This window comes from Pseudomonas sp. REP124, from assembly GCF_020164475.1.
In the GTDB taxonomy this organism is placed as follows: Bacteria; Pseudomonadota; Gammaproteobacteria; order Pseudomonadales; family Pseudomonadaceae; genus Aquipseudomonas.
Genome location: NZ_JAIQWX010000039.1, coordinates 32,908 through 46,008, shown reverse-complemented (window position 1 = coordinate 46,008; position 13,101 = coordinate 32,908). Strand labels below are relative to the sequence as shown.

The 13,101-nt window shown below is 58.4% G+C and carries 12 protein-coding genes and 3 tRNA genes; 2 read left to right on the top strand and 13 right to left on the bottom strand.

The features are described 5' to 3' along the window. Positions 1-55: 55 nt before the first annotated feature. Together ampE and ampD are read right to left on the bottom strand one after the other, a co-directional pair. On the bottom strand, positions 56-892 hold the full coding sequence (ampE, locus tag K9857_RS12470) for a regulatory signaling modulator protein AmpE (protein WP_224536114.1): 837 nt from the start codon (positions 890-892) through the stop codon (positions 56-58). Continuing rightward, positions 889-1,464: a 1,6-anhydro-N-acetylmuramyl-L-alanine amidase AmpD gene (ampD, locus tag K9857_RS12465; RefSeq protein ID WP_224536124.1), complete on the bottom strand. Its 576-nt coding sequence runs from the start codon at positions 1,462-1,464 to the stop codon at positions 889-891. Before ampD ends, ampE begins: the two co-directional genes overlap by 4 nt. A 238-nt stretch (positions 1,465-1,702) precedes the next feature. Here ampD and nadC point away from each other — a divergent pair, with 238 nt between their 5' ends. Then, a complete protein-coding gene (gene nadC / locus K9857_RS12460) occupies positions 1,703-2,551 on the top strand; it encodes a carboxylating nicotinate-nucleotide diphosphorylase (RefSeq protein ID WP_224536112.1) in 849 nt (282 codons plus the stop codon). A 76-nt stretch (positions 2,552-2,627) separates the two neighbouring features. On the opposite strand, the gene K9857_RS12455 is transcribed toward nadC, so the two are convergent. Beyond that, positions 2,628-2,933: a DUF6388 family protein gene (locus K9857_RS12455; protein ID WP_224536110.1), complete on the bottom strand. Its 306-nt coding sequence runs from the start codon at positions 2,931-2,933 to the stop codon at positions 2,628-2,630. A gap of 298 nt (positions 2,934-3,231) precedes the next feature. Here K9857_RS12455 and K9857_RS12450 point away from each other — a divergent pair, with 298 nt between their 5' ends. Continuing rightward, complete coding sequence (locus tag K9857_RS12450) at positions 3,232-3,738, top strand: hypothetical protein (RefSeq protein ID WP_224536122.1); 507 nt, start codon at positions 3,232-3,234, stop codon at positions 3,736-3,738. Positions 3,739-3,745: 7 nt separating this feature from the next. On the opposite strand, the gene K9857_RS12445 is transcribed toward K9857_RS12450, so the two are convergent. The 10 genes from K9857_RS12445 to K9857_RS12400 form a co-directional block, all read right to left on the bottom strand. Beyond that, positions 3,746-3,821 (bottom strand) — tRNA-Thr (locus K9857_RS12445). A gap of 130 nt (positions 3,822-3,951) precedes the next feature. After that, positions 3,952-6,057 carry a polyribonucleotide nucleotidyltransferase gene (pnp, locus tag K9857_RS12440; protein ID WP_224536108.1) on the bottom strand — a complete coding sequence of 702 codons (2,106 nt, stop codon included), beginning with the start codon at positions 6,055-6,057 and terminating at the stop codon, positions 3,952-3,954. Positions 6,058-6,273: 216 nt separating this feature from the next. Continuing rightward, a complete protein-coding gene (gene rpsO / locus K9857_RS12435) occupies positions 6,274-6,543 on the bottom strand; it encodes a 30S ribosomal protein S15 (RefSeq protein ID WP_002555121.1) in 270 nt (89 codons plus the stop codon). 117 nt (positions 6,544-6,660) lie between these two features. Next, on the bottom strand, positions 6,661-7,578 hold the full coding sequence (truB, locus tag K9857_RS12430; RefSeq protein WP_224536107.1) for a tRNA pseudouridine(55) synthase TruB: 918 nt from the start codon (positions 7,576-7,578) through the stop codon (positions 6,661-6,663). Between the two features lie 3 nt (positions 7,579-7,581). Then, a complete protein-coding gene (gene rbfA / locus K9857_RS12425) occupies positions 7,582-7,983 on the bottom strand; it encodes a 30S ribosome-binding factor RbfA (protein ID WP_175375873.1) in 402 nt (133 codons plus the stop codon). A 159-nt stretch (positions 7,984-8,142) separates the two neighbouring features. Continuing rightward, entirely contained in the window at positions 8,143-10,677 is a 2,535-nt protein-coding gene (infB, locus tag K9857_RS12420) for a translation initiation factor IF-2 (protein ID WP_224536105.1), read from the bottom strand. A gap of 26 nt (positions 10,678-10,703) precedes the next feature. Next, positions 10,704-12,185: a transcription termination factor NusA gene (nusA, locus tag K9857_RS12415; protein WP_224536103.1), complete on the bottom strand. Its 1,482-nt coding sequence runs from the start codon at positions 12,183-12,185 to the stop codon at positions 10,704-10,706. A 47-nt stretch (positions 12,186-12,232) separates the two neighbouring features. After that, on the bottom strand, positions 12,233-12,691 hold the full coding sequence (gene rimP, locus K9857_RS12410; RefSeq protein ID WP_007915250.1) for a ribosome maturation factor RimP: 459 nt from the start codon (positions 12,689-12,691) through the stop codon (positions 12,233-12,235). 137 nt (positions 12,692-12,828) lie between these two features. Beyond that, a tRNA-Met gene (locus tag K9857_RS12405) sits at positions 12,829-12,905 on the bottom strand. A 97-nt stretch (positions 12,906-13,002) separates the two neighbouring features. Further along, a tRNA-Leu gene (locus K9857_RS12400) sits at positions 13,003-13,088 on the bottom strand. Between the last annotated feature and the right edge of the window lie 13 nt (positions 13,089-13,101).

Sequence of the window (13,101 nt, the reverse complement as noted above, 5' to 3'; positions counted from 1 at the left end):
AAGCGATCTGTAGGAGCGAGGCTTGCCCGCGAAGCTTCTCGTCTTTATCGAAGAGTCAGGGCAGGACAGTCCACAACGCAAACCCCGCATACCAGAGCACCGCAGCCCTCAGCAGCAACTCCCAAATCCGGTCTAGGTTGTTGATGCCTTCAGGCCCCGCCACCGGCGCCGGAATTTCGGCGGCCACAAGACCTGCCTTTTCGATCAATTGCGCGGCGCTGATGTTCCAGTTCAGCAGCTCGTGCAACATCATCCGGCTGACCGCGACGAAGTTGCCGACCAGAGCAAAACTGGCCGCCAGCAGGCGCACCGGAATCCAGTCGAAAGCGTGGCGCAACTGCCCGGCACGCTCGACCAGCGCCGGGTTCTGCGCGTTTTCCTCAGCCAGTGCCAGCAGGCGGTAGCTCAGCGCGGCAACCGGCCCCAGCAGGAAATACCAGAAAATCACGGCGAAGAAACTCTGGTAGGCCTCCCACAGAAGATGGCCTTCGACCCGCTCCAGCAATTGCTCACCACTGTCGGCACAGATATCCAGGTCACGCTTGGCGACGTGGGCTGCGGCTTGCAGATCCTCCCGACGCCAGGCATCGCGAAAAGGACCCAGGCCGCCCAGCAGATCGCCCCGGCCCAGGCTGTAAATCACCACCAGCAGGTGCACCGGCAACGCAAACAGGCCGTAAGCCACCGGGTCCAGCACCCACAACAGCAACGCCAGCAGCGCGACCGGCAGCAGCACCAGCACGATCAGCACCAGCCAGGGATTTTTCGCCATGCGCGGACTCGATTCGAGTTTGTGCAACTCGCGAATCCATCCGCCGTCTCGCTGAACCTGATGGCGCAGGGCCGAGAATTTCTCGATCCATACCGCCAGCAGCAACACCAGAAAACTCATTGTTGATCCTCTTTTTGCGCAGCGTCCCGGGCCAGGGCTCCACGGTAGCGCGTCCAGTCAAACGCCGGGCCCGGATCGGTCTTGCGCCCGGGGGCGATGTCGCTGTGGCCGCAGATGCGCTGCGCAGTGATGGCCGTAAAAGCGCTTTGCAGTTGCCGGGTCAGGTTGATCAACGCGTCGTATTGCGCATCGGTGAACGGCAGATCATCCGTCCCCTCGAGCTCGATGCCCACGGAAAAATCGTTACAGGTTTCCCGCCCTTCGAAACTCGACACCCCGGCGTGCCAGGCACGCTCCAGACAAGAGACAAACTGGGTGACGGCACCGTCACGCTCGATCAGAAAATGCGCAGACACGCGCAGGTCGGCAATCCCTTCAAAGTAAGGGTGCTCCGTGACATCCAGGCGATTCTGGAAAAATTCCTGCACCTTGCCGGTGGCGAATTGCGCAGGCGGCAGGCTGATGTTGTGGATCACCAGGAGGGAAATTTCGCCCGTGGGGCGCGCATTGAAGTTGGGCGAGGGGCACAAACGCACGTCCTGACACCAACCGCTCGCGGGGTCCAACTGCATACCGATTCCTTCAACGACGACTGTGTTGGTGCCCAGTATGCCGCGATAGACCCTCGGGACGCGATCACTTGGCGTGATTGAGATCCCGCAAGACTCTGCACTGGCTTCAAGGATGGCACCCGATCGCCGCCGGGAATCGACAAAATGCAGGGATTTGCGCACCGCGACCCCATCGCACGCCTTGGGTTGCCCGGCGCCCTGCCCCTATAATCGGGCCACTTTGTTTGTGGAGCTCGTTATGCCGAATCTACGTCTCGCCGATTTGACCGCCGAAATCGAAGCCAACGTGCGCCGTGCGTTGCTCGAAGACGTCGGCAGCGGCGACATCACCGCGCAACTGATCCCGGCCGAACGCCTGGCCAAAGCCACCATCATCACCCGCGATGCCGCCGTCATCTGCGGTACCGCCTGGGTAGACAACGTGTTTCGCCACCTGGACCCGCGGGTTGCGGTGCACTGGCAGGTCGCCGATGGCGATCGGGTCAAGCCCAACCAGGCGCTGTTCCATCTCGAAGGCCCTGCCCGCTCGCTGCTGACCGGTGAACGCAGCGCGCTGAACTTCCTGCAACTGCTGTCTGGCGTCGCCACCCGCGCACAGTATCTGGCGGATTTCGTCGCCCGGACCCAGGTCAAGCTGCTGGACACCCGCAAGACTCTGCCGGGTCTGCGTCTGGCGCAGAAGTACGCAGTGACCTGCGGCGGTTGCTACAACCACCGCATCGGTCTGTATGACGCTTTCCTGATCAAGGAAAACCATATCGCCGCCTGCGGAGGCATCCCGCAAGCCATCGCCGCCGCACACAAAATTGCACCGGGTAAGCCGGTGGAGATCGAGGTAGAAAGCCTGGATGAGTTGAAAGAGGCCCTGGCGGCTGGCGCCGACATCATCATGCTCGACGAACTGAGCCTGGACGACATGCGCGAAGCCGTGCGCCTGAACGGCGGCAAGGCGAAGCTGGAGGCCAGCGGCGGGATCAACGAAAGTACGTTGCTGCCGATCGCCGAGACCGGCGTGGATTACATCTCGATTGGTGCGATGACCAAGGATGTGAAGGCGGTCGACTTGTCGATGCGACTCAGTCTCTGAAAAGCAGTTCCGAGCGACAAGCTGCAAGCTTCAAGCGAATCCGCTTTGGCTTGCAGCTTGCGGCTTGAAGCTGTTTTCAAACGATCAGACCGTTCATCTCGCAGTACTCTTCCCACTCCACACCCAACACCTCGGCCGCCTCTTGATGCAGCTTCAGGCGCTCGGCCTCGAACTCTTCGGGTGTAGTGGTGTACTTGAGCGTCAACTCCCAGGCCTGCAGGCCCTGGGCCTCCGCTTCGTCCTCGAACGCCCACTGGATCTGGTCCTTCTGATCATCCGGACTCAAGTCCTTGATCTCGTCCAGCAGCTCGGGCGTGTCCTGCGCATACTTTTTCAGCGCTTCTTCGTGTCTGGCTTCCTGACTCAACTCTTTTACGGTCATGGTTTTCTCGCTGATCGGGGGAATGGAAGATGGATGTGGATCATCAAGGATCTCTCTGACGCAAAAAACCGTGTATCGCGCGGTTTATCTGGCCTTCAGGACCATTCGGGGATCATCTGAAAACTGCTGGGTAATACTCAGGCAGGCTCCGAATATAGGATGTTTGTCGGACGAATTACACGACTCTTTACATCTGCCCCACAAAAAAGCACGCAACGCGCTTGTGCAACGGGAACATAAATCAAAAGCCCAAGTCATAGCGATGTGCCATACCGGCATGCCATTTGGAACGCCACCGATGCGTAGCGCCTCGAAGCTTTCGTTTGTTTTGTCCGCCACCGCAATGACTACTCTGCTGGGAGCCTTGGCCCTGCCAGCAACAGCGCTTGCCAGTATTGAACTGAGCAGCAGCTACTCGACCTCCTACGGCAAGGTGGCCGCCGTTCAAAATGAGAACGGCACGAACGTGCTGGTCAAAACCGATGTCGACGTCAGTGAACTGAACAAGATGCGGGACACCCTCAAGGATCAGGCGAGTCAGATCGAGGAACTCAAGCGCAGCAGCGGCTCGAGCAGCAGTTCCAGCAGCAAGGAAATCGACGAGCTCAAGCGCACCGTCAAGGAACAGGATCGCGAGCTGGATAACCTGCGTAAGCAGATGGAGGAGCTCAAGCGCAATAGCGGTTCAAGTTCGAGTTCCAGCAACAACGAGATTTCGAACCTGAAGCGAGAAGTCAGTGACCAGGACCGCACTATCGATCAGCTCAAGCGAACCGTCGAAGACCTGGCCAGAAAGGTGAAGTAGGAAAGGATGGTGCCCGAGACAGGAATCGAACCTGCGACCTTCGCGTTACGAGTGCGCTGCTCTACCGGCTGAGCTACACGGGCAGTGCGCTAAACCTAGCATCGCCAAGCCATACCGGCAACTTCGGCCAATGTCTCTGTTTCATCCGGGCAAAAAAAGACCCCGCCGTTTTCACGGCGGGGTCTTTTTTACAAAGTCAGCTGTGCAGGCGAATTAAACGCCCGAAGCCTTGGCTGCAGCCACGTCCTTGATGGACAGCTTGATACGGCCGCGGTTGTCCACGTCCAGTACCAGCACTTCCACTTCCTGACCTTCTTTCAGGATGTCGGTCACTTTCTCGACGCGAGCATCGCTCAGCATGGAGATGTGAACCAGACCGTCCTTGCCAGGCAGGATGTTGACGAATGCGCCGAAGTCGACGATGCGCTCAACCTTACCAACGTAGATCTTGCCGATCTCGGCTTCAGCGGTGATACCCAGAACGCGCTGACGTGCAGCTTCAGCAGCTTCCTTGGTTTCGCCGAAGATCTTGATCGAACCGTCGTCTTCGATGTCGATCGAAGCCTTGGTTTCTTCACAGATCGCACGGATGGTCGCGCCGCCTTTACCGATGACATCACGGATTTTGTCGGTGTCGATTTTCATCGCGATCATGGTCGGAGCGTTTGCCGACAGTTCGGTACGCGACTGGCCAATGACCTGGTTCATCTGGCCGAGGATGTTCAGGCGCGCTTCCAGGGCTTGGCCCAGAGCGATTTCCATGATCTCTTCGGTGATGCCCTTGATCTTGATGTCCATCTGCAGCGCGGTCACGCCTTTGGCGGTACCGGCTACCTTGAAGTCCATGTCGCCCAGGTGGTCTTCGTCGCCCAGGATGTCGGTCAGAACAGCGAACTTCTCGCCTTCTTTAACCAGACCCATCGCGATACCGGCAACCGGTGCCTTCATCGGCACACCAGCGTCCATCAGCGCCAGGGAGGCGCCGCAGACCGAAGCCATGGAGCTGGAACCGTTGGACTCGGTGATTTCCGATACAACACGGATGGTGTATGGGAACACGTCAGCGGCAGGCAGCATGGCCTGAACCGAACGACGAGCCAGACGGCCGTGACCGATTTCGCGACGACCAGCGCCACCCATGCGACCACACTCGCCCACCGAGAACGGAGGGAAGTTGTAGTGCAGCATGAACGGGTCTTTTTTCTCGCCTTCCAGGGTGTCCAGCAGCTGCGCGTCACGGGCGGTGCCCAGAGTTGCAACGACCAGCGCCTGGGTTTCACCACGGGTGAACAGCGCCGAACCGTGAGTCTTCGGCAGAACGCCGACTTCGATGTTCAGCGGACGTACGGTGCGGGTGTCGCGACCGTCGATACGTGGCTTGCCGTTAACGATGTTTTCACGAACGGTGCGGTATTCGATTTCACCGAAAGCGGCTTTGACTTCGGCGGAAGTCGGCTGGCCTTCTTCACCGGACAGCTTGGCAACCACTTGATCCTTCAGCTCACCCAGGCGAGCGTAACGGTCGGCCTTGATGGTGATGGTGTAAGCCTGGGAGATCGCCTCGCCGAACTCGGAGCGGATAGCGCCCAGCAGTTCGGTGGCTTCAGCTTGTGGAGCCCAGGTCCAGGTAGGCTTGGCAGCTTCGGCAGCCAGCTCTTTGACAGCCTTGATGACCGACTGGAATTCGTCGTGGGCGAACAGTACAGCGCCCAGCATCTGGTCTTCGGTCAGCTCTTTGGCTTCCGATTCAACCATCAGTACGGCTTCTTCGGTACCGGCTACGACCATGTCCAGGCTCGAAGCTGCCAGTTGCTCGTAAGTCGGGTTCAGCAGGTAGCCGGTGCTTTCATGGAAAGCAACGCGGGCAGCGCCGATCGGGCCGTCGAAAGGAATGCCGGAGATGGCCAGGGCAGCCGAGGTACCGATCATCGCAGCGATGTCCGGATCGGTCTTCTTGCTGGTGGAAACGACGGTGCAGACAACCTGCACTTCGTTCATGAAGCCTTCAGGGAACAGTGGACGGATCGGACGGTCGATCAGTCGGGAAGTCAGGGTTTCTTTCTCGGAAGGACGGCCTTCACGCTTGAAGAAACCGCCAGGGATCTTACCGGCAGCGTAAGTCTTTTCCTGGTAGTGAACAGACAGAGGGAAGAAGCCCTTGCCTGGATCGGCTTGTTTTGCACCGACAACGGTCACCAATACGCTGACGTCGTCGTCAACGGTGACCAATACTGCGCCGGAGGCCTGACGGGCGATACGGCCAGTCTCGAGGGTAACGGTCGACTGACCGAACTGGAATTTCTTGATTACCGGGTTCACGGTGTCCTACCTTCTTTTGTGGCTCTTGGGGAAACTGGTTTCTTGCGAAATTCTTGGGCAACGTCGGGAATCGGCCCGAGCGGGTTGTCCTGGTCTTGCCTGTGTGGAGCTGGGTAAAGCAGGTATCCAGATAAAACTTGAGGCTGGGAGCCTGCCATGCGCCGGCGGAAACCCGCTGATGCACGACAGACAACCAACCTCTAGCGCAATCGCTTATTAGCGACGCAGACCCAGGCGACCGATCAGAGCGCTGTAACGGCTCACGTCTTTGCCTTTCAGGTAGTCCAGCAGCTTACGACGCTGGTTAACCATGCGGATCAGACCACGACGGGAGTGGTGATCTTTACCGTTGGCCTTGAAGTGACCTTGCAGTTTGTTGATGTTGGCGGTCAGCAGTGCAACTTGCACTTCTGGCGAACCAGTATCACCAACAGCTTGCTGGTAGTCGGTAACGATTTGAGCTTTTTCTTCAACGCTGAGAGCCATGAGGCAATCCTTTTATCAGGAAACTGTTTCAGGGAAACAATTTCAACAGGCCAGGGACAAATCCCTGTATCTAAAAATGAGTAGTGACCGTGCCTGCTGACAGCCACACTCGTCCGGTCATTCTGACCGAATCAGTCGACGTGGCGCGATGCGCCCGTCTTCGCTCACTTCACCGATCCCGATGAAGCGACCATTGTGATCCTGTACCCGTACCATGCCGAACTTCGGTGCATCGGGGGCACGTACCGGCTGGCCGTTGAGCCAGTAGAACGCGCTCGCTTCCGAGAACTGCAACAGCGGCCAATCCAGCAAGCCGCTGTCCGATGGCATCAGGAAGCGATCGACCGCTTCGTTGCCGCCTTCGGCATGTACCGCTTCCAGCTCTTCCAGGGTGACGGTTTGCGCCAGGGTGAAAGGCCCGGCCTGGGTCCGTCGCAGTTCTGCAACGTAAGCACCACAACCGAGTTGCTCACCGATATCCTCAACCAGGGTGCGGATATAGGTGCCTTTGGTGCAATCCACCGCAAGTCGCGCAGTATCACCTTCGAAGGCCAGTAATTCCAAGCGCGTAATAGTAACAGAACGCGGTTCACGCTCCACTACTTCGCCAGCACGAGCCAACTTGTACAGCGGCTGCCCGTCACGCTTGAGGGCCGAGTACATCGGCGGTATCTGTTTGATTTCCCCTCGGAAATTGGGCAGAACCGCTTCCATCTCGGTGCGACCAACGGTCACCGGACGTTCCAGCAAAATTTCACCCTCAGCATCCGCCGTGGTGGTGGTCTTGCCCAGTTGCGCCAGGGTTTCGTAACCCTTGTCGGAATCGAGCAGGTATTGCGAGAACTTGGTGGCCTCGCCGAAGCACAGCGGCAGCACGCCGGTGGCCAGTGGGTCGAGGCTACCGGTGTGTCCGGCCTTCTCGGCGTTCAGCAACCAGCGGACCTTCTGCAGCGCGGAGTTGGAGGTGAACCCCAACGGCTTGTCGAGCAGGATGATACCGCTGACGTTACGACGGATACGTTTGACCTGAGCCACCGGTTACTCCTTGGTGCCTTCGGCGTCTGCCGCAACCGTGTGCTGGCTGTCTTCAGCCACTGCGCGTTCGATCAAAGCCGACAGATGCGCACCGCGCACCACGCTTTCATCGTAGTGGAAGTGCAACTGTGGAACGCTGCGCAGCTTCATCTCGCGAGCCAGCTGCATACGCAGGAAGCCGGCGGCGGAGTTCAGCACCTTGATGCTTTGTGCGATTTCTTCGTGGCCGTCCTGGCCCATCACGGTGATGAAAATCTTGGCGTGACCCACGTCACGGCTGACTTCCACAGCGGTAATGGTGACCAGGCCGACACGCGGATCTTTGACTTCACGACGGATCAGTTGTGCCAGCTCGCGCTGCATTTGATCGCCGATCCGTTGGGTACGGCTGTATTCTTTTGCCATGTCTTGTTACCTGTTACTGCCCCATGGTGAAACCCATGAGGTCTGAAAGCGGCAAACGCCCGGCCTGACGAAAGCCAGACCGGGCGTTGCGTTTAGAGTCCTGACACCATGCCGCGCATCTGCATGCGGCGGCTTGGCGAGGCCCTTGAAGTGCGCGAGTTAGAGGCTGCGAGCAACCTGAACCTTCTCGAAGACTTCGATCTTGTCACCGACCTTGACGTCGTTGTAGCTCTTGACGCCGATACCGCATTCCATGCCGGAACGCACTTCGGAAGCGTCATCCTTGAAGCGGCGCAGGGATTCCAGCTCGCCTTCGAAGATAACGATGTCTTCACGCAGTACACGGATTGGACGGTTACGGTGAACGACACCTTCGATAACCATGCAACCGGCGATCGCGCCAAACTTCGGCGAACGGAACACGTCACGCACTTCGGCGACACCCAGGATGTTCTCGCGAACATCGCTGCCGAGCATACCGGTCAGGGCTTTCTTGACGTCTTCGATGATGTCGTAGATCACGTTGTAGTAACGCATATCCAGACCTTCCTGCTCGACGATCTTGCGAGCGCCGGCATCGGCACGCACGTTGAAGCCGAACAGTACAGCGTTGGAGGCCAGTGCCAGGTTGGCGTCGGACTCGGTGATACCACCGACACCGCCACCGACTACGCGCACTTGCACTTCATCGTTGCCCAGGCCATTCAGAGCGCCCTGCAGAGCTTCCAACGAACCACGGACGTCGGATTTGAGGACGATGTTGAGCGTCTTCTTCTCTTCCTGACCCATGTTTTCGAAGATGTTTTCCAGCTTGCCTGCGTGAGCACGAGCCAGTTTGACTTCACGGAACTTGCCTTGACGGAACAGAGCCACTTCACGGGCTTTCTTCTCGTCGGCAACCACGCTCATCTCGTCACCAGCGTCCGGAGTACCGTCCAGGCCGAGGATCTCGACAGGGATGGCTGGACCGGCTTCCTTGATTGGCTTGCCGTTCTCGTCGAGCATGGCGCGAACGCGACCGTAGTTCGAACCGACCAGGACCATGTCGCCTTGACGCAGGGTACCGTCCTGAACCAGAACGGTCGCCACCGGGCCACGGCCCTTGTCCAGGCGGGACTCAACCACGACACCACGACCAGGAGCCGATGGAGTAGCGGTCAGTTCCAGAACTTCGGCCTGCAGCAGAACGGCTTCGAGCAGTTCGTCGACACCGGTACCCATCTTCGCGGAAACCGGTACGAATGGCGTATCACCACCCCACTCTTCCGAAGTCACGCCGTGTACCGACAGTTCGCTACGGATGCGATCGAGATCGGCGCCCGGCTTGTCGATCTTGTTCACTGCCACGACCAGCGGAACACCGGCAGCCTGGGCGTGTTGAACGGCTTCAACAGTCTGTGGCATCACGCCGTCGTCCGCTGCGACCACCAGGATCACGATGTCGGTCGCCTTGGCACCACGGGCACGCATCGCGGTAAACGCAGCGTGACCAGGAGTATCGAGGAACGTCACCATGCCACGGTCGGTTTCAACGTGGTATGCGCCGATGTGCTGGGTAATACCACCGGCTTCGCCAGCAGCTACCTTGGCACGACGGATGTAGTCGAGCAGGGAAGTCTTACCGTGGTCAACGTGGCCCATTACGGTCACGACTGGTGCACGGGAAACTGCCTCGCCTTCAAACTTCAGGGACTCGGCCAGGGAATCTTCCAGAGCGGTGTCGCTGACCAGGGTCACTTTGTGGCCCAGTTCCTCGGCAACCAACTGGGCAGTTTCCTGATCCAGTACCTGGTTGATGGTCGCTGGAGTGCCCAGTTTGAACATGAACTTGATGATTTCAGCAGCCTTGACCGACATCTGCTGGGCCAGATCGCCCACAGTGATGGTCTCGCCGATCTTCACTTCGCGCACGACAGGACCGGTCGGGTTCTGGAAACCGTGGGCGTTGCGCTTCTTCAGCTTGGCCTTGCCGCGACCACCGCGACGGAAGCCATCGCTTTCTTCATCGGTAGTACGTGGAGCAGCGCGTGGAGCCGGGGCCTTTTCTTTGACCGTAGCGCGATGCGGAGCGTTTTTACGCTCGCCATCGCCACCACCACCGCGACGATTGTTGTCGTCAGCACGTGGTTTGTCCGGGCGACGCTGTTCGTCGCGTTTACGAGCATCTGCAGCAGGAGCCGGAGCGGCCGCCACGACCGGAGCGCTTTCACGCACAGGCTCGACAACCGGAGCAGGTGCTGCAACAGGCTCGACCGCAGCAACAGGCGCGGCAGCAGGAGCAGGCTGGCGGCGCGCTTCTTCTTCGGCGCGGCGCTTGGCTTCTTCTTCAGCCTTCTGACGGGCAGCATTTTCTACTGCGCGACGTTCATCCATCTCACGCTTGCGCTCGGCTTCGATTTCTTCCGGGCTGCGCTGTACGAAGACTTTCTTCTTGCGTACTTCAACGCTGATGCTTTTGCTGCCAGCAACACGCAGGGTACTGGTGGTTTTACGCTGCAGCGTAATCTTGCGTGGTTCTTCCACTTTCGCCTTGTGGCTGCTTTTCAAGTGAGTCAGCAGGGATTGCTTCTCACTGTCAGTCACATTTTCTTCGGCGGCGGTGTGCGGCAGACCTGCCTCACGCATCTGCTGCAACAGGCGCTCTACCGGTGTTTTGACCTCATCGGCCAGTTGTTTCACCGTGACTTGCGTCATGCACTTCTCTCCTCAGGCCGCGCCTATTACTCGAACCAATGGGCTCGGGCGGCCATGATCAACTTGCCGGCACGATCTTCGTCGATGCCGTCGATGTCGAGCAGGTCGTCAATAGACTGCTCGGCCAGGTCTTCGCGGGTAACTACGCCGCGCACCGCCAGTTCCATCGCCAAATCCTTGTCCATACCCTCAAGCGAGAGCAGGTCTTCGGCCGGATGGGCGTCTGCCAGCTTTTCCTCGGTAGCGATGGCTTTGGTCAACAAACGATCCTTGGCACGAGCGCGAAGCTCGTTGACGATCTCTTCGTCAAAGCCGTCGATGTTGAGCATTTCTTCCAACGGTACGTAGGCAATCTCTTCCAGGCTGGTGAAGCCTTCATCTACCAGCACCTGTGCCAGCTCTTCGTCGACTTCCAGCTCGTCGATGAAGTTGCGCAGGATGTCGCCGGTTTCTGCTTGCTGCTTGGCCTGGATGTCCGATTCGGTCATCACGTTCAGGGTCCAGCCAGTCAACTGGCTGGCCAGACGCACGTTCTGACCACCGCGACCGATGGCCTGAGCCAGATTGTCTGCGCCAACGGCGATGTCCATGGCGTGGGCATCTTCGTCAACGATAATGGCCGCAACTTCAGCCGGGGACATGGCATTGATGACGAACTGAGCCGGGTTGTCGTCCCACAGAACGATGTCAACACGCTCGCCACCCAACTCGCCCGACACTGCCTGCACGCGCGAGCCGCGCATACCGATACAAGCGCCCTGCGGGTCGATGCGTTTGTCCTTGGAGCGGACGGCGATCTTGGCACGGGATCCCGGATCACGGGATGCAGCCATGACTTCGATCAGACCTTCAGCAATCTCCGGCACTTCGATGCGGAACAGCTCGATCAGCATTTCCGGCGCGGTACGCGACAGGATCAGCTGCGGGCCGCGGTTCTCGGTGCGGATTTCCTTGAGCAGCGCACGCAGACGCACGCCAACCCGGAAGGTTTCGCGAGAAATGATGTCTTCACGGGCAAGCAACGCTTCGGCGTTGTTGCCCAGATCGACGATCACGTTGTCGCGGGTCACTTTCTTTACGGTGCCGGAGATGATTTCACCCAGGCGCTCGCGGTAAGCATCCACCACTTGGGCGCGCTCGGCTTCGCGAACTTTCTGCACGATGACTTGCTTGGCAGTCTGTGCAGCGATACGACCGAATTCGATCGACTCGATTTTCTCTTCGACGACATCACCGACCTTGGCGCCAGGGTGCGTTTGAGCAACCTTGCTTGGCCAGGTTTCGATGGCTGGATCGTCCAGATCATCTTCTTCGACGACAGTCCAGCGACGGAAAGTCTCGTAGGAACCGGTGTGGCGATTGATTTCCACACGCAGATCAACTTCGTCCTCGAAACGCTTTTTGGTAGCAGTGGCCAGAGCCAGCTCCAGCGCTTCGAAAATCACACCTGGCGGTACGCCTTTTTCATTGGATACCGACTCAACAACCAGCAGTACTTCTTTGCTCATCGTACGCCTCGCCTTTCGCAAGCCATTGGATCCGCGGGATCCGCGTCTCAGTCAAAACTGGGAATAATATTGGCCTTGTCGATCATATCGATCGGCAACAGGAACTCATGATCATCTACCTGCACCACGACGTCCTGCTCTTCTACACCGCGCAGAAGGCCCTGAAAGTTGCGTCGACCTTCAAAAGGCGAGCGCAGTTTGATCTTCACTTGTTCACCGGCAAATTTTGCAAACTGCTCAAGAGTGAACAGAGGGCGTTCCATGCCAGGCGAGGAAACTTCAAGGGTGTATTCAACGGAGATTGGATCTTCAACATCCAGGACGCCGCTGATCTGACGGCTTACGATGGCGCAATCGTCCACCAGTACACCGCCCTCTTTATCGATATAAACGCGCAACATTGAGTGGCGACCTTGCGCCGAAAACTCAATACCCCAGCATTCATAGCCTAGGGCCACGACCACCGGGGCCAGCAAGGCCTGCAACTCTTCTAGCTTGCTCGACACCTGAACCCCCTAGTGCATGTATGTGCATGCCATGAAAATAAAAAAATGGGCGAAACGCCCATCCTTGAAACGCCGTCGAACAGCGGCGTTGAAAGTGTCCAGCTAACAAAAAGCCCCTTAAAAGGGGCTCCTTAAACTGGTTGCGGGGGCCGGATTTGAACCGACGACCTTCGGGTTATGAGCCCGACGAGCTACCAGACTGCTCCACCCCGCGACAAAGCTGGGGCGGAAGTATACGACCGATCCCCTGGAGGGTCAATGTAACCTTCCACCTGCAAGAAAGCCCGCAACAGCGGGCTCTCCTGACTAATTGGTACCGAGAAGGGGACTCGAACCCCTACACCCTATGGGCACAACCACCTCAAGGTTGCGTGTCTACCAATTCCACCACCTCGGCAAAACTACGTTTG

Excerpts from the sequence above, each read along its gene's own strand:
- ampE (WP_224536114.1), bottom strand. The coding sequence starts at position 892 with ATGAGTTTTCTGGTGTTGCTGCTGGCGGTATGGATCGAGAAATTCTCG.
- ampD (WP_224536124.1), bottom strand. The coding sequence starts at position 1,464 with ATGCAGTTGGACCCCGCGAGCGGTTGGTGTCAGGACGTGCGTTTGTGC.
- nadC (WP_224536112.1), top strand. The coding sequence starts at position 1,703 with ATGCCGAATCTACGTCTCGCCGATTTGACCGCCGAAATCGAAGCCAAC.
- K9857_RS12455 (WP_224536110.1), bottom strand. The coding sequence starts at position 2,933 with ATGACCGTAAAAGAGTTGAGTCAGGAAGCCAGACACGAAGAAGCGCTG.
- K9857_RS12450 (WP_224536122.1), top strand. The coding sequence starts at position 3,232 with ATGCGTAGCGCCTCGAAGCTTTCGTTTGTTTTGTCCGCCACCGCAATG.
- rpsO (WP_002555121.1), bottom strand. The coding sequence starts at position 6,543 with ATGGCTCTCAGCGTTGAAGAAAAAGCTCAAATCGTTACCGACTACCAG.
- rbfA (WP_175375873.1), bottom strand. The coding sequence starts at position 7,983 with ATGGCAAAAGAATACAGCCGTACCCAACGGATCGGCGATCAAATGCAG.
- infB (WP_224536105.1), bottom strand. The coding sequence starts at position 10,677 with ATGACGCAAGTCACGGTGAAACAACTGGCCGATGAGGTCAAAACACCG.
- nusA (WP_224536103.1), bottom strand. The coding sequence starts at position 12,185 with ATGAGCAAAGAAGTACTGCTGGTTGTTGAGTCGGTATCCAATGAAAAA.